The organism is Spirosoma endophyticum, assembly GCF_900112365.1.
In the GTDB taxonomy this organism is placed as follows: Bacteria; Bacteroidota; Bacteroidia; order Cytophagales; family Spirosomataceae; genus Spirosoma; species Spirosoma endophyticum.
Genome location: NZ_FOLQ01000042.1, coordinates 1 through 22,607, shown reverse-complemented (window position 1 = coordinate 22,607; position 22,607 = coordinate 1). Strand labels below are relative to the sequence as shown.

Genomic DNA, 22,607 nt, shown 5'->3' with positions numbered 1-22,607 from the left:
CTTTCGTTGTTGATTCATCGCTCGACGGTGGTTGTGTTGGACAATGCCCGGATTCACACAGCGGGCTACATCCAAATGATGCGGCCGATTTGGGAAGCCAGAGGGCTATATTTGTTTTTCCTGCCTGTCTACTGTCCCCATCTCAACCTTGCCGAAACCTTATGGCGACATCTGAAAGGGGGGTGGTTGAGGCCCGAGGATTATTTGACTAATGATGATTTAGCCTATGCCCTGAATCGCTGTTTGACGAATGTGGGTGGAAAGTTAAGCATCAACTTCAGTGCTTTTAATGCAAACCAATAAGCGAGGATTACTTAGTATTTAGTAAATTGCTATTACAGACTATCGACTGACCACTATTGACTCTTTTATAACCCCTGCCCTTGCGCGATGAGTTCCGAAATGTCGAAGACACGTACTGACTCTTCACGATTCTTATTTTTAACACCATCAGACATCATTGTCATACAAAATGGACAGGCGACCGCAATTGTATCGGCACCCGTGCTAAGCGCTTCTTCAACACGTTCGACATTTACATCTTTTTTACCTGGCTCTGGCTCCTTAAAGTACTGGCCGCCACCTGCACCACAACACAGTCCGTTTGCCCGGACGCGTTTCATTTCGACAAGATCGGCATCTAAGGCAGCCAGCACCTCGCGTGGTGCCTCATATATTTTATTGGCGCGACCCAGATAGCAGGAGTCATGGAACGTAATACGGCGGCCTTTAAACGACTGACCGTCCTTAACACGAACGCGACCCTCGTTTATGAGACCCTGCAAAAATTGAGAGTGATGAATCACTTCATAATTACCCCCTAATTCGGGATACTCATTCTTAAGTGTATTGAAGCAATGCGGGCAGGCTGTTACGATTTTCTTAACGTTATAGCCATTCAACACCTGAATATTCGACATCGCCTGCATCTGGAACAAAAACTCGTTCCCCGCCCGACGCGCCGGGTCGCCGGTACAAGCCTCCTCCGGCCCAAGTACGGCGAACTTAATGCCAACGTGATTAAGTATACGAACGAAGGCAATAGTTACGCGTTTGTAGCGATCATCGAATGAGCCAGCGCAGCCAACCCAAAACAATATCTCAGGTTCTTCGCCCGATGCCGCCATATCGGCCATCGTTGGGACTTTATACGTTTTTTCTGTTGTCATAATTTGATACTCGGTTCAAGGTTTATGGTTTAGGGATTTGGTGGCTGACACGAACTGCTGATGCGCCAGCCACCAAATCCCTAAACCATAAACCTTACTTAACTTCATTAACCTGGTCGGCCCAGTTAAAACGATCACTTGGGGAGAATTTCCAGGGAGCCATATTATTTTCAATATTACTGAACATCGCGTTCCAGGAAGCAGGTGCCTGCGACTCTTCCATGACCCGATACCGACGTAGCTGCAGAATAATATCCAGTGGATTGATGTTAATTGGACAGGCATTTACGCATGCCTGACAGGTTGTACAGGCATTGAGTTCTTCAGCTGTAATGTAATCGTTCAGTAACGATTTGTCGTCGCGATACTCATTCCCATTCACTTTCCAGCCCTGCTGAATTTCTTCGAGCCGATCACGAGTGTCCATCATGATTTTGCGGGGCGACAACTTCTTTCCTGTAATGTTAGCCGGGCAAGCTGCTGTACACCGTCCGCACTCGGTGCAGCTATAGGCATTCATAAGGTTAATCCACTTCAAATCCTGCACATCTTTGGCGCCAAATCGGCCAACTTCAGCGGGTTGGTCACCGTTATCGTTCGCTTGTGAGCCGTCATCTTCCGTAGTAACAGGCAAGCCTAAAGCCAACTGAACCTCTTTCGTTATTTCAGGCATGTTCTGCATCTCACCTTTTGGTTGCAGATCCGAAAAATAGACGTTTGGAAAGCCCAGTGCAATGTGCAGGTGTTTCGAGTAGGTTACGTAGATGGCAAACACCAGAATACCCAGAATATGTAACCACCAGGCAATGCGCTCATAAGCTATCAAGGACGTATCACTGAAATTTGTAAAGAGTGGTTTCAGGAACTGACTGATTAAAAAATCAGGTACGATACCTCGTAGCTCCCCGTAATGTCCAACGCCCCGATCGCGTAAAACACTGTCGGAGGCATTCCAGGTCAGAAAGGCGATCATAAGCAGGATTTCGGCAGTCAGAATGATGGCAGCATCCGTGCGGGGCCAGCGCGTCATTTCACGATGACGCTCCTGCTGAAAACGAGGCACTTTCGTGATAAATCGGCGACACAAAAACACGACACAAACAACTAGTACGCCAAAAGCCAACACCTCAAATACATCAATCAGAACGGGATAAGCAGGTGTAATGTATGGCGCAAATAGGCGGTGAGTACCTAAAATACCGTCCAGAATGATCTCCAGAATTTCGAGGTTGATGATGATGAATCCTGCATATATAACGAAGTGCATTACGCCCACTAGCAGATTCGTGAACATCTTCTTCTGCCCAAACGCTACGAGTAACATCGTCTTCAAGCGCTCATCGGCATGATCAAATCGATTCTCTGGCCGACCAAGATTTATTGCTCGGGCAATGAGCTTAATACGTTTGACTATGTACCAAATTGTTACAGCCAAAGCCGCACTAAATAAAATTTGCTGAAAAATCTCCATTTGTTCAAGGCACTTTTTTAGTCTGATAATCAACAATTTGATACAGACAACGGTACGTCATTAAAAATATTTCTGATCAATATGTTGCAAAAGGCAATCCATTACGTACTTTTGCACCCACGTTTCGGTGATGTAGCTCAGTTGGTAGAGCAAAGGACTGAAAATCCTTGTGTCGGCGGTTCGATTCCGTCCATCACCACCACCTTAACGTAAGCCTTTCCAATCGGAAAGGCTTTTTTTATGCCTTCTGTCAATCAACTTATTGACATTAAGTAAGCAAGTCCGGAGCAAACAACAGAAAAACAGTATGCTTGCATACTGTTTTTCTGTTGACAAAGATACCGATTTCCCTAATTCTAACAAGTCTCTGGAGAGTTGTTTTGGATTTAGAACAGACAAAAAGTACAATACTGCCGTATGAGTTTCAGCTCTAGCGATTTACAAAACGTCGTATTTAATATGGCTGTTCAATCAAGTCATCCTTTGGTTGGTGGTGAACATACCAAAAGACCTAACTTATGTAACTTCTCGAAGGATCGTGAGTCATAAACCACTCATGGGAATCAATACTCTGCTTGCCTTTTGTTTTCTGTCTTATAACATAACTGTCGACTCCTTACCGAGTCAATCGGATAGCCTTGCTCATCTGATAGTGCAGCCTACTCAACCAAAGGCCGGTCGATTATGGGCTGTGGGTGCTACGTCACTTGTGACAATAGGAGCCTCTTATTCCTATCTGAAACGGACATGGTGGAATGGCAAAGGCGTGGCTTTTCACTTCGATGAAGGTCGAGATTTGACCTATGCCAGCGGGCTGGACAAAATCGCCCACCTGACAGGTGGCATTTTTGTATCGGAAGCTTATTATACAGCTTTCCGTTGGGCGGGTTTGTCGGAACGAAAAGCTGAATGGCTGGCTTTGGGATCAGCCACCTTTGTGGAGCTAGGCATCGAATTGAAAGATGCCTATTCACCTACCTATGGGTTCAGTTGGCGCGACGTAGCAGCAGGCACATTGGGTGGTTTCTGGCCAATGGCCCAGCACCATTCAGGCTTTTTGCGCGATGCCCAATGGAAACTCAGCTATTGGCAACAAACGCCAAAATACTTCAACGAACGGGGTATTCCAGCGCAACGATTTTCTATCGACGACTACATCAATCAAACGTACTGGTTTTCATTTTCGCCCGAACATTTTGGTGGAAAATCCTGGAAAAGTGCCTGGCCTGATTGGCTGCAACTATCGATTGGACTTGGCTTGGAGGCTGAAACCTGGAGTATTAATCACGATGGGTTAGGTGGACGTCATGAATGGTACGTTGCCCCCGACATTAACCTGGTTAAATTACTAAAACCACGTAGCACTACCGCTAAAGCAATTTTAGGCCTTCTTAAATACATTAAGATTCCAGCACCGACCCTACAACTGGGGCCAACGCTACGCTGGCACTGGCTTTATTTCTGAAGCATATTTATTTCTATGCCAATGGCTTGCATTAATTGGCTGGCATTAAAACTCTTGCAAATTCCATTACGGAGCTTGTAATCAAAAATCAGTTCACCGTTGTGGAGATCCGACTGAAAGTGAAAATTTCGAACAAATCCGTCAGCATCGGTAAGTTGACCCAGTTCAAGATCATGGGTTGAAACAAATCCTGAAGCGGTAGTCTGATGCAATTGGCGAATGAGCGCTTCTGCCCCTCTGTGCCGATCGGCAGAATTGGTGCCCTTGAGGATTTCATCCAGAAAATATAATACAGGAATCGTATCTGATTGCTTCGATAAACCGATGAGTGTTTGAAGCCGTTTAAGCTCAGCGTAGAACGACGAGGTACTTTCTTCGAGCGAGTCCTGGGTACGCATACTCGTAAACACACGTACAGGTGAACACCAAAATCGTTGGGCGCTTACAACGGCTCCAGCAAGCGCTAACACTACATTGGCGCCTACGGTGCGCAGAAATGTACTTTTACCAGACATATTCGATCCCGTAATCAATATGGTTTGACCAGAGCCTGCTAGTTTCAATGAGTTGGCGACGCTGCGATCCTGTGGCAATAACGGATGAGCGGCTGCGGTAATGTCTAACGTCAATTTATCGCCAATGTCAACGATGTCGGGGGTAGCATAGCCAGGATGCGCATAGGCAAAACCAGCCAGGCTATTGAGGGCTTCCAGCTCGCCAAGTGCCTCAAACCAACGACTCAACGTAGGGCCATGGGTTTGCCGCCAACGCTCAAGTTGAAACAGGTAATGAACATCCCACAACGTAGCAATTCCAAAAAGAAGAAAGAAGTAGGGATTGCGCCGATAATTCAAGCCTTCTGTTAACCGGGCAAGCTGACCAATGGCAGTTGATGCAGAGTCGCCATTTGACGTCAATGCCTGCTTGATGGCATTTATGCGAACGGCATTGCCTTGTACATTACCAGCATGCTCAAACAAGGCGCGAAAGGCACGTAGCGCGGCCGAAATTTCGAATGTTTGGTCACTAACTTCTTTGGCACGCGCCGACGTCTGACTCAGCACTAAACCATGCACCGCTAAGCCCAATAGGACTGACGAACCCGGAACGTAGCCAAGCAGCCAAGCCACAAACAAGCTGAAGGTGATGGCTGGAAATATAAACCGGACGATAGAAAGGTAGCCAGGCAAGGGAATAATCTCGGCAGTTGCCCATTTCACTAATGCATCTGGCGAGCGACTAATTGTTTCTTCCATATAAGCCAAGGCTTCGAATTGTTGCCGCCAATCAAGCTGCGGATTCAATTCGGCGGCCGCTTCCTGTCGAAGTCGGATAGCATCTGGGGCTGTTGGCGATTTCAACCAGGAAGCCAGTCTGTTTTGACCCGCCTGCGTGTGTGTTCGGTTAAGCAATCGGAAGAGCGAGTGCTTACCAAATACGTCCAAATCACCCGAGTAATAATGCGTTGGGCTGACAAATTGATCGCCCATTTCGGCGCGTAAATATTGACGCTTGAGCCGAGCGGCTTCGTCCTGATTAATAAACACTAACTGGTGGTTCAAATCACGTTCACGACGAACAGTTTGATGTTTCTTCAGTAAAATTAGAAAACCAATCATACCAATCAGCAAGGTTACTATCGCAACCAGTTGCTGATCGAGCCGAATAAGTAGCCAAACAGCAACAGCACTCACCACAAACCAGATAAGGCGAAAAAAGGCTAATTGATTATACCGGCGTTGTGCGATTTGTTCGGCTTGAAGAAATTGCTGTTGACGTTCAGGGAAGGTGGTTTCGGGGTTCATGCTACAGGTATAAAAAAGTCGGCAGTGTTGCCACTGCCGACAGCTATATATGCTTTTTGAGCAGGCTGTTTGGATCAGAATGCCAGTACGTGACTTACTTATTACAACCCTGGCAAATGCCCTGAATCAGAAGATTCATTTCTTTACGGTTGTACCCTTCTGGTAATACCACGACTGGAATATTGACGTGATCTAAGCAGGTCGTTTGGCCGCAGTTTTCGCACTTAAAATGAACATGATCATGGTGATGGTGACCATTCGAGCAGGTTTCCCGGCAGAGCGCATATTTTGTTCCTCCCTCGTCATCAAGGACTTTGTGAAGGAGACCTTTATCCAAAAACGTACGTAGCGTCCGATAGATCGTCACTCGATCGTGGTCAGGACCAAGGCCGTTTTCGACATCATTGTGCGCCAGTGCATGACCAGCGTTTAGAAACAAATCCAGCACTTCCTCACGGCCATTAGTGTGCCGGAGATTAAAGTCTTTCAGGGTTTTAGAAGCCGAAGTCATGATCAGTCGTTGGTCGTCAGTCAATAGTGATTAGTAGCTAAAAACGACCAACGACTATTTACTAACGACTCTTTTTATTCGATGGTTTCAAATTGCAATTTAACCAGATTTGCGTAAATGCCGTCTTCCTGCATAGCCAGTTCATCGTGCGTACCCGACTCCGCAATCTGCCCTTCACGTATTACATAAATGGTATCGACTTTACGAATGGTTGCCAATCGGTGGGCAATAATGATGGTCGTACGGTTTTGCATCAGCAGGTCCAGCGCTTCCTGTACCAATCGCTCCGATTCGGCATCGAGCGAGCTGGTTGCTTCATCCAGAATCAGAATCGCCGGATCTTTCAGAATAGCGCGGGCGATGGCGATACGTTGCCGTTGACCACCCGATAACTTGATGCCCCGTTCGCCCACGATCGTTTGTAAGCCTTCGGGGAACGATTCAATAAATTGCAACGCATTGGCCTTACGGGCCGCTTCACGCACTTCCGCTTCCGTAGCACCGGGTTTGCCGTATTGAATATTTTCCAGAATTGTTCCGCCAAACAGCATGACTTCCTGAGGAACAATAGCAATATTCTTTCGAAGTTCAGTAATATTAAAGCTATCCAACTCGCGGCCATCTATCGTAATATGACCACCGGCAATGGGATAGTAGCGCATCAACAACTGCACAATTGTCGATTTACCGGCTCCACTCTGACCAACCAAGGCAACCTTTCGACCGGCTGGTACGTCGATCGAGATACCTTTCAGCACTTCAATATCGGGACGAGCCGGGTAAGAAAACCGCACACCGTTGAATAGAACGCGTCCCTGAACGGGTATAAACAGCGGCAGTTCTTCATTGGCTTTTACTTCGGATGGCTCTGCGAGAATTTCCAGAATCCGCTCTGATGCACCCAATGTTTGCGCAAGTTGCGAATAGACATCGCCCATACCTGCCACAGAGCCTCCAATGAACGTAGTATAGACCAGAAATGTGAGCAGGTCAGCAAAAGGCATTTCGTTGTTTAATACCAACGAGCCGCCATACCAAACAACGCCGATAATGCCACCAAAGAGGGTAAAAATCACAAACGAGACAAATATGCCCCGGTACTTAGCAGCCCGTAACGCCATATTGACAACGCGTTGCAAAGCAGATCCGTATCGGTTTATCTCCAGATTCTCATTTGTAAACGCTTTCACTACGTGTACGGATTGCAACGTTTCTTCCACGACAACATTCGCCTGTGCCAGCAAATCCTGTACCTGCTTGGATAGTTTACGAATAAACCGTCCAAAAAATAAGGCGGAAATAATCATCACGGGAAACGTAGCCAGCATAAAGAGCGTCAGTTTCCAGGAAACGTAAAGAATAATGCCCGTGCCAATAATCAACGTAGCGATTTGACGAAATAATTCAGCCAACGTCAATGTAAATACGCTCTGCAACTGCGATACGTCTGACGAGATTCGGCTGGTTAACTCCCCCACCCGACGTTGCTCAAAAAAGGAAATGGGCAACGTAATAATCTTAGCATAGGTTGCCCGGCGCACATCGGCCATGGCTCGCTCGCTCACCTGCGAAAAGAAATAAATGCGAAAGAAGGAGAAAAGAGCCTGAGCTATCAGTACGCCCACAAAAAACAGCGTTACCTGATTCAATGAAAAGGCCGATTTACCCTGAATAACGCTGGTGATCTGCCCAATCAGCAACCCAAAACTCATGGTTGTACCAGTCGACAGGATCAGAAAAACGAATCCGATTATATATTGAAGCCGATAAGGTTTCACGAACCGAAATATGCTCAGCGCTTTTTTTACACCGTCCCGCGTAAACTTCTTTTTATTTTCTTCTTTGGCTTCCTCACCAAAACTTTGTCCTTGTTTTGCCATTTTCATTTTTTGCAACGACCAACGTATTGGTTATTACAGATTATCTTTTTGTCCTTTATACCCAGATTGTTCAAAAATCTGCCGGGCGTCGGCATTATGCATTAAGTCTGCAATGGAAACATCACCGTGTTCATCGTGATACCGACCCACAATTCGCCAGCCGACCCAGCGCCCAATGGCACCAGGGCAAGCCTGTCCTATTTCGGCAGTAAAAGGCCGCTCATTCAAATATCGCTGTTTTATAGCGGAGTTCGTCTGATATAACAACTGATTATCAATAAAATGCGCCCAAACAACATCTTGAGCATTAAACGTTTGAGTCAGTTGCTTGTCTGAGTAGCCGATAACCAGACTATCGCCAATATCGGGGAGCATCGTTTTCGTAAATACGTACCCTTTCCCATAATAGACCATATCAGCCAGCATCGTTTGATCGGCACGGTTTGTCGCATTGTATTTATCAGAAATAGCAAAGACAATGGTAGGAACAATATATTCCTTTTGGTATCGACGCAAAATGTATTGTGGATAATCTGGTCCCTGAGGGCGGTACTTCGCTTTTGGCCCAGCAAAGTAATCGAGACCTATTACGATCAGGCTATCCGTAACGACTAAATCTGGACCCAGAAAGCCCGTCACGACGGTAGCTACTTTGGGCGAGCGAAAGTCAGGAAAATCTTTTTTAATATTTGTAAAAGCTTCGGCTAATTGCTTTTTCAGGTCGGTCATATCACCGAATTCAGTCTCAACCTGAGCTTGTAATTCGTTCAAAGCAGGATTGTTGATCCGGTTGGTCAATTCCTGGACAAGTGCTGTATCATTTCCGGCTCCATTCGCGTTAAAGTACAATTGAGCTATTGCTGGGTTCCGATTCAGCAAAGCCTTAACACTGTCGGGCGATTTGCTGGAAAAAAGTTGCTGGTCAAGTCGAAAAAAGGTCAGGTCATCGGGTTTGGCGCACGAAACCAGCAGAAAAAAACAAAAAAGGCCTACTATGGCCGACTGTATCCGCATGAAAATCACGAGTTTTCAATATAGAAAACGTGCAAAAATATGAAAAAAGTTGCAGGCATAGGACTGATTTTGGTTGTGCTAACGGTATACTACGGTTGGGCGCAGTCAACCTCACCCGCCCTCTACCGGTTACGTACTAAAGAATCAAGTGAAACCGAGAAACGATTCCGCAAAATTCTAGGGGATAATTACGACGGTCAGGATAAAAATCGCCGGGATTACGATGATGACCGCAAGCGCCGTCGCAAACGTAACCAGCAGACGACTACGCCTACCAACGATGGTTCATACGACGGCTCCGGACCCGATTATATTCGCCCGAGTCACCTCATCGAAATGGGTATTCGGTTTGCGCCTTCGCTCGACATTAACACGGCCGCCGGTACGGGCAATTACTCAGGCTTTCGCGATAATGGCGTTGGACTCCGTATGAGCGTTGGCCCTACGCTGGATTACTTTTTCTTTAAAGATCGCTACGCGTTTAGCACTGGACTTTGGTACACGATCAAACGGTCAGGTTTTCAAATGCCTGGCTCATTTGGTCAAAGTCGGTGGGACCCAAGCGCCCCTGAAAAAGAATCTATCTATAATTTACAGTATCTGCAAATTCCGGCAACGGTGAAACTATTTGCCAACAACATCGCACCCAACATGCGGTTGTATCTTCAAACAGGTGGCTTATTAAGTCTTAAGTTAGCTGAGAAAGCCCTGGATCAGGCACGAAACGGTCTTTATACCGCTGACAGCGGAGGAGATCGGCGTCAGTACGGTTTTGGGGATATTGAGTTGCTACTTGGTACGGGGGTTCAGTATAAAATCAATCAGACAAATGCAATCAACATTGGAATGAGTTATCAGCGTGGTTTAATCAACGTAGCGCGTGGTAGCCAGCTAGTTTCCAAAAACCGGGTTGTGTCGCTGGAAGTAGGATTTAAGTTCTAAGCTTTTTGTAGGGTGGGCAGAAGTCCATATTCTTAAAATAAGTCGGCTTCCGCCCTCCCCACAAACCTCAGATCCGCATTTCTATTCCTTTCTCGCGCAAATACCCTTTCAGGTCGGGAATCTCAATTTCCTTAAAGTGGAAAATACTTGCAGCCAGACCAGCGTCGGCTTTTCCCACTGTGAATACGTCTACAAAGTGATTCATGGTGCCTGCTCCACCGGACGCAATAACCGGAATGTTGGCCGCACCCGAAATATGCGCCGTCAATTCAAGCGCAAAACCGGCTTTTGTTCCGTCGGTATCCATTGATGTCAGCAGAATTTCACCCGCTCCACGATTCTCAACTTCCTTTGCCCAGGCAATTGTACGCAGTTCCGTGGGTTTACGCCCGCCATGCGTGTGTACGATATGAGCGTAGGGCATAGGGCTCGGTGCATGGGGCGTGGTGGTTAGCGCTTGCTCCACACCAATCCAGCGTGTATCAATGGCCACGACAATACACTGACTTCCAAACTCTAACGCCAGCTCATCGATTAAAGCAGGATTACGAACGGCCGACGAGTTGATCGAAATCTTGTCAGCACCCGCATTCAATAACGCTGATACGTCGGCTACGGACGAAATACCCCCACCGACAGTAAAGGGGATGTTGATGGTATGCGCTACGTTACGTACCAGCTCAATCAACGTTTTACGCTCATCAACGGTAGCCGTAATATCCAGAAAAACCAGTTCATCAGCACCTTGTTCGGCATAGATGGCAGCGAGGGCAACCGGGTCACCAGCGTCGCGGAGGTTAATAAAATTAGTCCCTTTTACGGTACGCCCGTCTTTGATGTCGAGGCAGGGAATGATACGTTTCGTAAGCATCAGTAGGAAGTAAAGGCTTTAATAAACATAGTATTTTCAGGACTATCAATGGGTTGAAAGCCGAATTGCTCATACAAGCCGTGGGCATCCCGCGTAACCAGCATGATCCGCCGTAACCTCTGTAACGGTGGATAAGCTATGATAAACGTCATAAGTTGTTTCGACAAGCCAAGGCCCCGATGTTCGGGCAAAATAAAGACATCAGCCAAGTAGCCGAACGTAGCAAAATCAGTGATGACGCGTGCGAAACCAGCCTGGTTATCGCCCTGATAAACACCAAAGCAGGCTGAATTTTCAATCGATCGCTGCACAATATCGAGTGGGATATTTAAACACCAGTACGCTTCCTGACTCAGATATCGGTGAATCACATCTATATCAAGTTTCGATTTATCGGTGCTTATGGTATACGCTTCGTTCATCGTATATTATTCAGTAAACTGTCTTAATTCCTTCAGTGTCACTCGTCCTTCGTAAATCGCTTTGCCAACAATGACGCCAAAAATGTCCATATCAGCCAAGGTTTCAATGTCAGACATGTTGCTTACACCACCACTGGCAATAATATCTAGTTTGGGAAACTGATCCTGCATATTGCGGTATAGATCAAAAGACGGGCCCTCTAACAAACCATCTTTTGCTACGTCGGTACTGATTACGTATTTGATGCCTTTGTCGACCCATTTTTCCAGAAAGTCGTAAATCCATACATCGGTACCTTCTTCCCAGCCGCTGACGGCAATTTTCTCATTTTTGGCATCGGCTCCCAGAATAATCTTAGCTGATCCGTAGCGGGAAAGCCACCGCTCCATCAGATCAGGATCTTTTACGGCAATGCTTCCGCCCGTAACCTGCTTAGCGCCACATTCGAACGCTATTTGTAGATCCTCATCAGACTGAACGCCACCACCGAAATCAACGTGCATATTTGTTTTCGATGCGATCAGCTCCAGCACCTTCCAGTTTATAACGCGCTTTTCTTTAGCACCGTCAAGATCCACCAAATGCAGGCGCGTCAGGCCTGCATCCTCAAACTGCTGGGCAACTTCCAGCGGTCGGGCGTTATACTCTTTCTTCTGGCGATAATCGCCCTGGGTCAGGCGAACAGCCTTCCCATCAATAAGGTCAATCGCGGGGATGATATGCATTTTCTAAACCGCTACGGCGGACCGACAGAGTAAACGGAGGATTCACAGAGCGCACAAAGAATCTGTGTTCTCTGTGTTAAACTCCCTGCTCTCCGTGTTTAAATTATAGTTTCAAAAAATTCTCCAGTATTCGCTGGCCCTCATTTCCACTAATCTCAGCGTGGAACTGGGCTGCATAGAAATTATCCCGGTGCAACATGGCGCTGAATGGTCGGACGTAATCGCAAACGGCTATAGTTTCAGGGCAAACATCGGCTGCATAACTGTGAACAAAATACATGTAGGCGTTTTCAACTAATCCATCTGTGAGCGGACCACATAGCGAATGAATATTGTTCCAGCCCGTATGAGGCACTTTAAATCCGGATTCGTTAGGAAATCGTCGAACATCAATATCAAAAATACCCATGCACGTAGTGTCGTTTTCTTCCGAATAACGACACATAAGCTGCATCCCGACGCAGGTACCTAACACGGGCTGCTTCAACGATGGAATCAGTTTGTCCAAACCCCGTTCGCGCAGGTAAGCCATGGCGGTGCTGGCCTCTCCTACGCCGGGGAAGATGACTTTATCGGCCGAACGAATTTCGGATTCATCGTCCGTAAGCAGATAGCTGGCTCCCAATCGCTCCAGGGCATACATAACCGATTGTACGTTCCCAGCGTTGTATTTAATAATGACAGTTTTCATAAAGTAAAAGCCCAGCTCTTTAGCAGAACCGGGCTTTGTATATTGTGTAATCAGGATTATCTCACCGAACTCACAAACACGAGCATCTCGTTCTGCTGCGTTACCGCCCAGAATGGTGATGCCGATGGTTTGGTACTTGTAAAATCATAAAGCAAAGGTAAACGCTTAGTCCTGTAAATCAAAACAAACTCCCCTGCACCACCTTAGGCTGTAAGACAGGCTATCAATCATAAATCAATACGACGAATTCTAATTTTTTGAATCGTTAGGGTTGTAAAACAACCAGCCAATTCTGTAAGTCGCTCCGTTAATAATTTGATCAAAACGTGACGCATAGCTTCAGTTTCTTTGAAATAATACCGAAGAAACAAAACACTAATATCTTTCACATTATGAGCAAACACCCATTCACCAAAATCCTTGTCTTCAGTTAGAATGATTCTTGGTGGATTACGAGATGACTCTATGACAGAGCTTCATCACGAATTCCTCGATTAGATTCATAAACGGAGTAAACTTCAATACCTAGCTCACGAATAGTTGTAATCAGACTATGATCAATATTTTCGTCAGCGATAATCATGCTGCCTTTGCCATGATAATCTCCTCATTAGCCAGTACATCAGATGCGTACATCAATGCGGCTAGTACATCTATTTCCTGCAAATGTGGATACATTATAAGCAAGTCCTGCGTTGTAGCCCCTTCTGACAACTTTCGCAAAACTAACTCGACCGTAATGCGGGTACCTTTTATAACTGGTTTACCCAGCATTGTCTGATGATCAGAAACAACCCGTTCTCTATAGTTCATATGCTGCAATATAAATCAAAACAAACTCCCCTGCACTACTTTAGGCTGTAGGACCGGTTCACGAAGGTTCAGGCCGCAATGCTTGTTCATTTCGCGAATCCAGTATAAAATTAGTTCGGGTGCGGTATCATTTTCACCCCCACCGTGAACGAATAAATAAGCCGTTTGTAGCCCTTTGTCGAACCAGGTTTTCAGGCGTTGTATCCAGGCATCGGTTCGGGTATAATCGGTTGGATGACCTTCGTTAGCAATGAATCGTAGCGTTAGAACAGGGCTACTCAAACCCATATGCAGTACGTCACGGCGACCCGCTACGTCCGTGATGACAACATGTCGGCGAAGATGGTAAAGTCGTTCAAGTGTTTGTTGCCAGAATGTGGCTTTACTAAACCAGTCGGCGTGTCGAAATTCAACCGCTACGTCCAGTTCATCAGGCAGGTTTTTAAGGTACGTTTCTAACACGGGCCACTTATCGGGGCCAAATGTTGGTGGAAGTTGTAGAAAGGTCATTCCCAGAAACTCTTCCAGATTCAGGACTGCGTTCACAAACTCCTCCGTTAGTCCTTCCGTAGCGATCAGGTGCCGTTCGTGGCTGATAATTTGCGGAAATTTGGGGCAATAGGTGAAGCCTTCCGTGGCTTCAGCTTTCCACTTTTCTATCATCCCTGACGTTGGGATCTGATAATGCGTCAGATTCAATTCGATGGTATTGAATTGCCGGGTGTAATAGTGCAGAAAATCGCGCTCCTTGGCGTGGGCCGGATACACCTTGCCAACATAATCTTTATTCGCCCAGATCGGTCCGCCGATAAATACCCTGGGCTGACAGCTTGCGCTGCGATGCGTCGCTTCAACACCGGCCCAAATTCGAGCGTTAAACGCCGAACCCGGAGGTAGCACGAAATTAACGGCATCGAGGTTATATATTTTTCCGAATTCCATGGAGTTCTGATGAAGTGTAAACGTAAAACTGCCAAAGACAGGCTTTCGTTTTTTCGCCCTACCCAATTTAGCTAATTTTGCTTTTTATCTGTAATCTCCAGAATGGTTTTTGCGCTACTGGCTATTGAGGACAGCAGAAAAAGACAGGATTTCAACTGAGTTATGATTTCAAAGACATACGCCCCCCAGGAAATTGAAGAAAAATGGTATCAATACTGGCTTGATAATCAATTTTTCAAATCCACCCCCGACGACCGAGAGCCTTATACGATCGTTATCCCGCCACCGAACGTAACGGGAGTGTTGCACATGGGACACATGCTTAACAATACGATTCAGGACGTATTGGTCAGGAAAGCCCGTATGGAGGGCAAGAATGCCTGCTGGGTACCCGGGACTGATCATGCCAGTATTGCAACCGAAGCCAAAGTAGTAGCCATGCTCAAAGAGCGAGGCATCAGCAAAAAAGACCTCACGCGTGAGGAATTTCTGGAATATGCCTGGGAATGGACCCATAAATATGGTGGTATCATCCTCCAGCAGCTTCGCAAACTCGGTGCTTCCTGCGATTGGAATCGGACCCGTTTTACGATGGAACCAGCTTTACACGACTCGGTTATCGACGTATTCGTTGACCTCTATAACAAAGGCCAGATTTACCGGGGCGTCCGTATGGTCAATTGGGACCCGCAGGGACGTACTGCCGTGTCGGATGAGGAAGTTATAACCAAAGAAATTCAGCAGAAGCTGGTTTATATCCGCTATGAAATTGCTGGGAGCAACGGGCAGGAGTACATCACTATTGCCACCGTTCGTCCAGAGACGATCATGGCTGATGCAGCCATAGCAGTTAATCCGAATGACGAACGGTTTACCCATCTGCAGGGAAAGAAAGCGCTCATCCCACTCATTAACCGCGAGATTCCTATTATTACGGACAACTACGTAACGATGGATTTTGGAACGGGTGGCTTAAAAGTTACACCTGCTCACGACCCGAATGACTATGCTCTAGGCATTACGCATAACCTGCCCGTACTGGACATTCTGAACGACGATGGTACGTTGAACGAGAAAGCCCAGATTCTGGTCGGTATGGACCGGTTTGCTGCGCGTAAAGCCATCATCAAATTATTGGAAGAGTCAGGCAATCTGGTCAAAACGGAAGATTACAAATCGAACGTTGGCACTTCTGAGCGAACAGGAGCGGTTATCGAGCCAAAACTGTCGTTGCAGTGGTTCCTGAAAATGGACGAATTGTCCAAGCCAGCCTTGACGAACGTAATGAACGATACGATCCAGCTTGTTCCACCCAAGTTCAAGAATATGTATCGTTCCTGGATGGAGAACGTTCATGATTGGTGTATCAGTCGTCAGCTCTGGTGGGGCCAGCAGATTCCGGCGTTTTATATGCAGGATGGCACCATTATCGTAGCGAAAAACAAACACGAGGCCTTAGAGAAAGTACAGCACGAAAAACTGCTGTTTGCTATGACCGAAGCCGATCTAACGCAGGACGAAGACGTACTCGATACGTGGTTCTCGTCCTGGCTCTGGCCGATGTCGGTTTTTGACGGGATAAAAGACCCGGCCAATGCTGACATCAATTATTACTATCCGACCAATGACCTTGTTACGGCGCCTGAAATTCTGTTTTTCTGGGTAGCCCGCATGATCATAGCTGGTTATGAATATCGGGGTGAAGCACCATTCAAAAATGTGTATTTAACCGGGATTGTCCGTGATAAGCTGGGGCGTAAAATGTCGAAACAGCTTGGCAATTCGCCCGATCCGCTCGATCTCATTGATCAGTATGGAGCCGACGGCGTTCGCACGGGGATGCTGTTTAGTTCGGCAGCAGGTAACGATTTGATGTTCGATGAAAAACTGGTTGAGCAAGGGCGGAATTTCAGCAACAAAATCTGGAATGCCTTCCGCTTGGTAAAAGGCTGGACGGTTGTCAATGCAGAAACGCAAAGTAGTACGTCTCCAGAGGCATCATTACCAATACGTTGGTTTGAATCGAAACTTAATGCTACGTTAATTCAGATCGAAGATGACTTCAGCAAGTTTCGTATTTCCGATGCCTTACAAGCCGTTTATAAGCTGATCTGGGATGATTTCTGTTCTCAATACCTCGAATTGATCAAACCTCCGTTCGATACGGAAAACGGTACGTCACAACCCATTGATCGTATTACCTACGAGGCTACTATTAATTTCTTCGAACGGCTTATGAGCTTGGCCCATCCGTTCATGCCGTTCATCACCGAAGAAATCTGGCAAGACATTCGTGACCGGCAACCTGGCGAAAGTATTTGCATTGCGCCTTTTCCAAAAGCTGATGTTATCGACGCGCAGATTCTAACGGACTTCGAAACGCTGTTTGAGGTTATTTCCAATGTGCGGAATATTCGGAACGCCAAGCAGATTTCCCCAAAAGTATCCTTGCCGTTAGCAATCAAAACGGCGTCGCCCGACCAGTTTCAAAAGCTCGAAACGTTACTGCAAAAAATGGCTAATGTCTCAGCAATTGACTACGTTGGTGAAAAGGCCGCCGGTATTCCATTCCTGATAAAAAGCGACGAATTCTTCGTTAACATCGCTGGAGAAATTGACCTTGAGCAGGAGATCGCCAATACCCGTAAGGAATTGGACTATAATATCGGATTTCGCGATTCAACACTTAAAAAGCTTTCTAATGAGAAATTCGTTGCCAACGCCAAAGCAGATATCGTTGATCGAGAACGTCAAAAACTTGCTGATGCTGAGGCCAAAATTCAGGCTTTGAATCAAAGGCTGGTAGATTTGGGCGCTTAATTTTCCTATCAGGTACCTCATTTTGAGTGTACTACGTTACCACTCAGAAGAAAATATAAATAATTTACAAAGCAATAATGCAATTATTTGATCAAATAATTGCATTATTGCTTTGTAAACAAAGCCTAGCGCCAATGAACAAGTGCATTTTTCTGGACCGCGACGGTGTTTTGAATGAAGACCGAACGGATTACGTCTATCGGGTGGAGGATTTTATCATTCCCGACGGTGTACCGGAAGCCTTGCGTTTATTTAAAGAAGCAGGCTATTTACTGATTGTCATTACCAATCAGGCTGGTATCGCAAAAGGGCTTTATACCCGAGATGATGTAATGGCCTGTTACAACTACTTACAGGAGCGATGCGGTCAGCTTATCGATGCTATTTATTATTGTCCGCATCACCCCAAATACGACACAGAGTCACTTACGCGCAAGCCTGGTTCGTTGCTGCTCGAAAAGGCAATAGCCAAATATGATATTAAACCAAATGAATCCTGGATGATTGGCGATGCCCTGCGTGATATGCAGGCAGGCCGACGCGTTGGCGTCCGCACAGTACGTATCACTCACGAACCACAGCCTTCGGATGAGCATGATGGCTGTGTGACAAGTTTACTGGAAGCTTCCCGATTTGTACTGCGTTATGCCTAGTCAATAAAATACCACTAACTTTCATGAAAGTTAGTGGTATTTTATTGACTAAAAATCAATTCTTATGCCCGTACGTGCGTCGAAGCGGGTTTCTGTACGCTGCCATATGCCGGGCAATTTGCCTTCCGCGCACACGACCCGAGCGATAATGTTGCCAGTACAGCTCCTGAAATCAGTAGTTTTTTCATGCAAGTATTTTCCTTATGCGTTCTTAACCCCCAGATTGATAAACGAATATAGTTCTTATGAGCGTATATTTTTCAACTAAGCAGACGAATAAATTCATCTGCTTAGGGAACGGTCAATTCTCTTCTTTTACCAACTCTGCTTCTTCCTCGCGCTCCTCAGCCGCTTCAGTTGCCTCTAGTTCAGTCATGCCGGGTTCGGCACCACCATAGCCCAAAATTTTGAGCATTACTTCACTATTTTGTTCAGGTGCAAATAAGCGAGTCCGAAGATTACCTTCTTCATCTTTGTCAACAATGACGTGTTGCGGAGCTGGAATCAAACAGTGTTGAATGCCCCCATATCCACCCAACGATTCCTGATATGCCCCAGTGTGAAATAGACCTATGTACTGATCTTCGGCCTCCTGATCAAAAATCGGCAGGTAAAGATCCGCACTGTGCGCTTCTGTATTATAGAAATCATGTGAGTCGCAGGTCAGGCCGCCGAGGTTCACCTTTTGATAGGGGTTATCCCAGTTGTTGACTGAAAGCATAATATATTTTTGGCCCAAGCCCCAGGAATCGGGCAGTTGCGTAATGAACGATCCGTCGATCATATACCACAACTCCTTGTCATTTTGCAACTTCTGATCGATAACTTTATATATTACCGCGCCACTTTCGCCAACCGTATACGATCCAAACTCGGTGAAGATATGTGGAACCGGTACGTTGCTCTTATTACAAATCCATTGGATGCTTTCCACAATCTGGTCGATCATGGCCTGATAGTCGTACGTAAACTGGAACGACGTCTGTATCGGCATGCCTCCACCAATATCAATCGAATCGAGGTCAGGACAAATTTTACGCAATTCACAGTATTTGTACATGAACCGGCTCAATTCGCTCCAGTAATACGCACTGTCTTTGATGCCCGTATTGATGAAGAAATGCAGCATTTTGAGCTTAAATTTCTCATTCGGCTGAATTTTGCTCCGGTACAATTCATTCACATCACTATAACGAATGCCCAACCGCGATGTATAAAAGGCGAAGTTCGGCTCTTCATCCGTAGCAATCCGAATACCAAAGTTGACCGTGTCGGCCGTTATGGTATTCTCATAAGCCTCGATTTCCTTTAGATTATCAAGCACAGGGATTACATTGAACCCCTCATTGATCATTTCGCTGAGGTACTGGGTGTAGAGAGGCCGTTTGTAGCCGTTTGCAATGATATAGGTTTGCTTCGAAACACGATCCATTTTGTGCAGTTCCCGCACAATTTGAATATCGTAGGCCGAGGATGTTTCGAGGTGAACGTTATTTTTCAGTACTTCTTCAAGCACAAACCGAAAATGAGATGACTTTGTGCAGTAGCAGTACGTATAATTTCCCTTATAATTATACCGCTTCATTGCATTCCTGAACAGCAACTTAGCATGTTCAATATGCTCGGTTATTTTCGGTAAATACGTCAGCTTCAAAGGCGTACCGTATTGTTTGACAATGTCCATCAGTGGGACATTATTGAACATCAGTTCGTTTTTCTCGACATTGAACTCCCGTGTCGGGAACTCAAACGTCTGGTCAATCAGATCATAGTATGTCTTCATCCCTACGTTCGACGCATAAAATGGGGCAGTCCGCTGGTGCGGTTGTGGTTCTAAAAAAAACAGATGCGAATTTGACCCCGGAAATTGGGGTTTGCAAATGAAATGCATTCGCAAAATAGTCAACGAAAAAGCAAGGGCTTTGATTCGGAAAGTTCTAAAAATTAATAATACCGAAATACGCTACGTTATTAGCAGATTCAAGTTCATCAGGCAAACCAAAAAGAAGCCGTACTTTTGCTTCCGACACTGACTACTTTTATCGCATGCCCCAGGCTATTCATTTCATTTCTGTTGGCGGCAGTGCCATGCACAATCTTGCTTTGGCTCTACAACATCAAGGTTACATTATTACAGGCTCAGATAATCAAATCTATGAACCATCGCGGACGCGATTAAAGCAGCATAGTTTACTCCCTGACGAATTAGGCTGGTTTCCAGAGAAAATTACCACTGATTTAGATGGTATTATTGTTGGAATGCATGCTCATAAAGACAATCCTGAGCTGATCAAAGCGCTGGAGCTAGGGCTTCCGATTTATTCTTATCCTGAATTTATTTATCAACAAAGTCAGCAGAAACAACGGGTAGTTATTGCAGGAAGTCACGGTAAAACAACCATTACAGCCATGATTTTGCATGTCATGGCGTATCATAAGCGGCTGTTTGATTACTGGATTGGGGATGAAATTGACGGATTTGACGCAACAGTTAAATTAACGCCAGATGCACCTGTCATTATTATTGAAGGTGATGAATATGCCTCTTCTCCAATTGATGCCCGACCGAAGTTTCTGCATTATCAACCTCATATTGCTCTTATAAGTGGCATTGCCTGGGACCATATCAATATTTATCCAACTTGGGACCAATACGTTGACCAGTTTGAATCACTCGCTGAAGCGATGCCCAAAGCAGGAATTTTGATTTTCGATGAATCGGACGATATGCTTGACGTAATTGGCCAGAAAGATCGTCCTGACATTACCAAAATTCCATACGTGGCTCATCCCAGCGAAATAGTCAACGGCCAGACGTATCTTATTACGAAGCAAGGCCACAAGCTACCATTACAAATTTTCGGTGACCATAATATGAAGAATGTATCTGGTGCCCTGACTGTTTGCAATCGAATTGGAGTCACAGAAGACCAGTTCTATGAAGCAATTACATCATTTAAGGGTGTGGCACAACGGTTGGAAAAGGTAGCAGAAAACGGTTTGCGAATCCTATATCGTGATTTTGCTCATTCACCCGCTAAAGTCGAAGCAACTACTGAAGCTGTCAAGCGTCAATATCTTGACCGAAAGTTACTGGCAGTTTTAGAACTCTATACGTTAAGTAGTTTGAATAAAGTCTTTCTAGATCAGTACAGAGGCACTTTAGAGGCCGCTGATGAAGCCGTTGTATATTTTGATGCTAAGACGATTCAAAACATGTCAATTTCAGTAGAAGATATAGCTGAAGCTTTCGATAAACCTAATTTGCAGATACTCACTAACACTGAGGATTTAACGGCTTACCTTCTTCAAAAGCGTAATTCAGACCAAGTATTCCTACTGATGAGTTCAGGTACATTTAGTGGGTTGAACTTGAATGAAGTGTCAAAGGAGTTAATTCAATAGGCTACAGCCTAAAAAATCATATCAACAAGAGAGTCAACTATGAATAGTATTGTTGTTTACTGCGCATCAAGTCTAGGTGTTAACCCAATTTATAATAAAGTAGCTGTTGAGCTTGGCGAAAAAATGGCCGCTCTTAATATCCGACTTATTTATGGTGGAGGGGGCTTTGGACTCATGGGTAACGTAGCGAATGCTGTATTGCAGAATGGAGGTGAAGTAACAGGCGTAATTCCTAACTTCCTGGCGGATCTTGAAGTCGCACACGCCACACTGACAGAACTGCATTTTGTCGAGACTATGCATGAACGAAAATTCAAAATGGTGCAATTGGCTAAGGGTGTAATTACCTTGCCTGGCGGTTACGGAACTATGGATGAGTTATTCGAAATTTTAGCCTGGCGCCAGCTCAAACTTTACGATGGCCCTATTGCGATCATTAACACAAACGGCTATTATGACCTAATGCTTCAACAACTTGATCGTATGGTAGATGACGGTTTTCTTAAGACCGAGAATCGTAACCTACTACTCGTTGCAGAATCTGTAGATGAGGCTCTAAAGATGATAAGCGATTTCTGGGAGAATATATGACGTATTGCTTATCATTTAATTTCTAACAAGAACAAGTGGCTATATTGTGGATATCCGTTTCTATTAGAAATATCTAAAACGCAAAACGCCGTGTTCTAGCTAGAACACGGCGTTTTGACTTATTTCCCTAGGTGGCACCTTCCTACTCTCCCGCTTGTGACAGCAGTACCATCGGCAGTACGGGGCTTAACGGCTCTGTGCGAAATGGAAGAGGTGACCACCCGCCTTACCAGCACCAACCTAATGGACTCTTGCTTGATCCTGCCAACCCAGCTACCCGGGGGCGGACCAAAAAGCCTTTTGTCTTTTTTCCTACAGAGAGAGACCCTGAGCCTTGCCGGCCCTTGTGCTTACTATCTTCGTCCAGGTATCGATCCTGTAAAACTATCTACTCAACACACGTCCGGGGCCATTAG

Annotated in this window: 21 protein-coding genes, 1 tRNA gene and 1 rRNA gene; 8 read left to right on the top strand and 15 right to left on the bottom strand. The window is 45.7% G+C overall.

All coding sequences use genetic code 11. From position 1 onward, the window contains the following. The coding region (locus tag BM202_RS34715; RefSeq protein ID WP_177236751.1) for a transposase at positions 1 to 303 on the top strand (303 nt) is incomplete at its 5' end. Positions 304 to 368: 65 nt separating this feature from the next. Here the strand turns inward: BM202_RS34715 and BM202_RS34710 are convergent. Beyond that, positions 369 to 1,169, bottom strand: a complete 801-nt coding sequence (locus BM202_RS34710; protein ID WP_093834916.1) for a (Fe-S)-binding protein — start codon at positions 1,167 to 1,169, stop codon at positions 369 to 371. A gap of 94 nt (positions 1,170 to 1,263) precedes the next feature. Continuing rightward, positions 1,264 to 2,640 carry a 4Fe-4S dicluster domain-containing protein gene (locus BM202_RS34705; protein ID WP_093834914.1) on the bottom strand — a complete coding sequence of 459 codons (1,377 nt, stop codon included), beginning with the start codon at positions 2,638 to 2,640 and terminating at the stop codon, positions 1,264 to 1,266. A 126-nt stretch (positions 2,641 to 2,766) separates the two neighbouring features. Between BM202_RS34705 and BM202_RS34700 the strand changes: the two genes are divergently transcribed. Both BM202_RS34700 and BM202_RS34695 read left to right on the top strand, forming a co-directional pair. Beyond that, a tRNA-Phe gene (locus tag BM202_RS34700) sits at positions 2,767 to 2,842 on the top strand. A gap of 354 nt (positions 2,843 to 3,196) precedes the next feature. Further along, the gene (locus tag BM202_RS34695) at positions 3,197 to 4,105 is read left to right on the top strand and encodes a DUF2279 domain-containing protein (RefSeq protein ID WP_093834912.1); all 909 of its coding nucleotides are present in this window, start codon (positions 3,197 to 3,199) and stop codon (positions 4,103 to 4,105) included. Here the strand turns inward: BM202_RS34695 and BM202_RS34690 are convergent. From BM202_RS34690 to gldB, 4 genes are all read right to left on the bottom strand, one after another. After that, positions 4,096 to 5,910, bottom strand: a complete 1,815-nt coding sequence (locus BM202_RS34690) for a MutS-related protein (RefSeq protein WP_093834910.1) — start codon at positions 5,908 to 5,910, stop codon at positions 4,096 to 4,098. The two genes, BM202_RS34695 and BM202_RS34690, sit on opposite strands and share 10 nt — an antisense overlap. Before the next feature lie 94 nt (positions 5,911 to 6,004). After that, positions 6,005 to 6,421, bottom strand: coding sequence for a Fur family transcriptional regulator (locus BM202_RS34685; protein ID WP_093834907.1), 417 nt, complete (start codon positions 6,419 to 6,421; stop codon positions 6,005 to 6,007). 74 nt (positions 6,422 to 6,495) lie between these two features. After that, a complete protein-coding gene (locus BM202_RS34680) occupies positions 6,496 to 8,301 on the bottom strand; it encodes an ABC transporter ATP-binding protein (RefSeq protein WP_093834920.1) in 1,806 nt (601 codons plus the stop codon). A 33-nt stretch (positions 8,302 to 8,334) separates the two neighbouring features. Continuing rightward, on the bottom strand, positions 8,335 to 9,315 hold the full coding sequence (gldB, locus tag BM202_RS34675) for a gliding motility lipoprotein GldB (protein ID WP_093834905.1): 981 nt from the start codon (positions 9,313 to 9,315) through the stop codon (positions 8,335 to 8,337). 39 nt (positions 9,316 to 9,354) lie between these two features. On the opposite strand from gldB, the gene BM202_RS34670 reads away from it, so the two are divergent. Then, complete coding sequence (locus tag BM202_RS34670; RefSeq protein ID WP_093834903.1) at positions 9,355 to 10,257, top strand: porin family protein; 903 nt, start codon at positions 9,355 to 9,357, stop codon at positions 10,255 to 10,257. A gap of 67 nt (positions 10,258 to 10,324) precedes the next feature. Here BM202_RS34670 and hisF read toward each other — a convergent pair whose 3' ends face one another. The 7 genes from hisF to BM202_RS34640 all read right to left on the bottom strand — a co-directional run bounded on the left by hisF (position 10,325) and on the right by BM202_RS34640 (position 14,722). Next, positions 10,325 to 11,128, bottom strand: coding sequence for an imidazole glycerol phosphate synthase subunit HisF (gene hisF / locus BM202_RS34665; protein ID WP_093834901.1), 804 nt, complete (start codon positions 11,126 to 11,128; stop codon positions 10,325 to 10,327). Continuing rightward, positions 11,128 to 11,550, bottom strand: coding sequence for a GNAT family N-acetyltransferase (locus BM202_RS34660; protein ID WP_093834899.1), 423 nt, complete (start codon positions 11,548 to 11,550; stop codon positions 11,128 to 11,130). The genes hisF and BM202_RS34660 overlap by 1 nt, the downstream gene beginning before the upstream one ends. Before the next feature lie 6 nt (positions 11,551 to 11,556). Beyond that, on the bottom strand, positions 11,557 to 12,276 hold the full coding sequence (gene hisA, locus BM202_RS34655; protein ID WP_093834897.1) for a 1-(5-phosphoribosyl)-5-[(5-phosphoribosylamino)methylideneamino]imidazole-4-carboxamide isomerase: 720 nt from the start codon (positions 12,274 to 12,276) through the stop codon (positions 11,557 to 11,559). Positions 12,277 to 12,379: 103 nt separating this feature from the next. Further along, a complete protein-coding gene (gene hisH / locus BM202_RS34650; RefSeq protein ID WP_093834895.1) occupies positions 12,380 to 12,967 on the bottom strand; it encodes an imidazole glycerol phosphate synthase subunit HisH in 588 nt (195 codons plus the stop codon). Between the two features lie 227 nt (positions 12,968 to 13,194). Next, a complete protein-coding gene (locus BM202_RS39265) occupies positions 13,195 to 13,434 on the bottom strand; it encodes a hypothetical protein (protein ID WP_394333825.1) in 240 nt (79 codons plus the stop codon). 112 nt (positions 13,435 to 13,546) lie between these two features. Then, a complete protein-coding gene (locus BM202_RS34645) occupies positions 13,547 to 13,780 on the bottom strand; it encodes a DUF433 domain-containing protein (protein WP_093834893.1) in 234 nt (77 codons plus the stop codon). 15 nt (positions 13,781 to 13,795) lie between these two features. Continuing rightward, positions 13,796 to 14,722 carry a DUF72 domain-containing protein gene (locus tag BM202_RS34640; protein ID WP_093834891.1) on the bottom strand — a complete coding sequence of 309 codons (927 nt, stop codon included), beginning with the start codon at positions 14,720 to 14,722 and terminating at the stop codon, positions 13,796 to 13,798. A gap of 162 nt (positions 14,723 to 14,884) precedes the next feature. Between BM202_RS34640 and BM202_RS34635 the strand changes: the two genes are divergently transcribed. After that, positions 14,885 to 17,542 carry a valine--tRNA ligase gene (locus BM202_RS34635; protein WP_093834889.1) on the top strand — a complete coding sequence of 886 codons (2,658 nt, stop codon included), beginning with the start codon at positions 14,885 to 14,887 and terminating at the stop codon, positions 17,540 to 17,542. A 134-nt stretch (positions 17,543 to 17,676) separates the two neighbouring features. Beyond that, positions 17,677 to 18,195 carry a D-glycero-alpha-D-manno-heptose-1,7-bisphosphate 7-phosphatase gene (locus BM202_RS34630; protein ID WP_093834887.1) on the top strand — a complete coding sequence of 173 codons (519 nt, stop codon included), beginning with the start codon at positions 17,677 to 17,679 and terminating at the stop codon, positions 18,193 to 18,195. Between the two features lie 301 nt (positions 18,196 to 18,496). Here BM202_RS34630 and BM202_RS34625 read toward each other — a convergent pair whose 3' ends face one another. Further along, entirely contained in the window at positions 18,497 to 19,978 is a 1,482-nt protein-coding gene (locus BM202_RS34625; protein ID WP_093834918.1) for a type III PLP-dependent enzyme domain-containing protein, read from the bottom strand. Between the two features lie 263 nt (positions 19,979 to 20,241). On the opposite strand from BM202_RS34625, the gene BM202_RS34620 reads away from it, so the two are divergent. Further along, the gene (locus BM202_RS34620) at positions 20,242 to 21,600 is read left to right on the top strand and encodes a UDP-N-acetylmuramate--L-alanine ligase (protein ID WP_093834885.1); all 1,359 of its coding nucleotides are present in this window, start codon (positions 20,242 to 20,244) and stop codon (positions 21,598 to 21,600) included. 39 nt (positions 21,601 to 21,639) lie between these two features. Continuing rightward, positions 21,640 to 22,191: an LOG family protein gene (locus BM202_RS34615; RefSeq protein WP_093834883.1), complete on the top strand. Its 552-nt coding sequence runs from the start codon at positions 21,640 to 21,642 to the stop codon at positions 22,189 to 22,191. 129 nt (positions 22,192 to 22,320) lie between these two features. Here BM202_RS34615 and rrf read toward each other — a convergent pair. Beyond that, a 5S ribosomal RNA gene (gene rrf, locus BM202_RS34610) occupies positions 22,321 to 22,431 on the bottom strand. Positions 22,432 to 22,607: the final 176 nt, after the last annotated feature.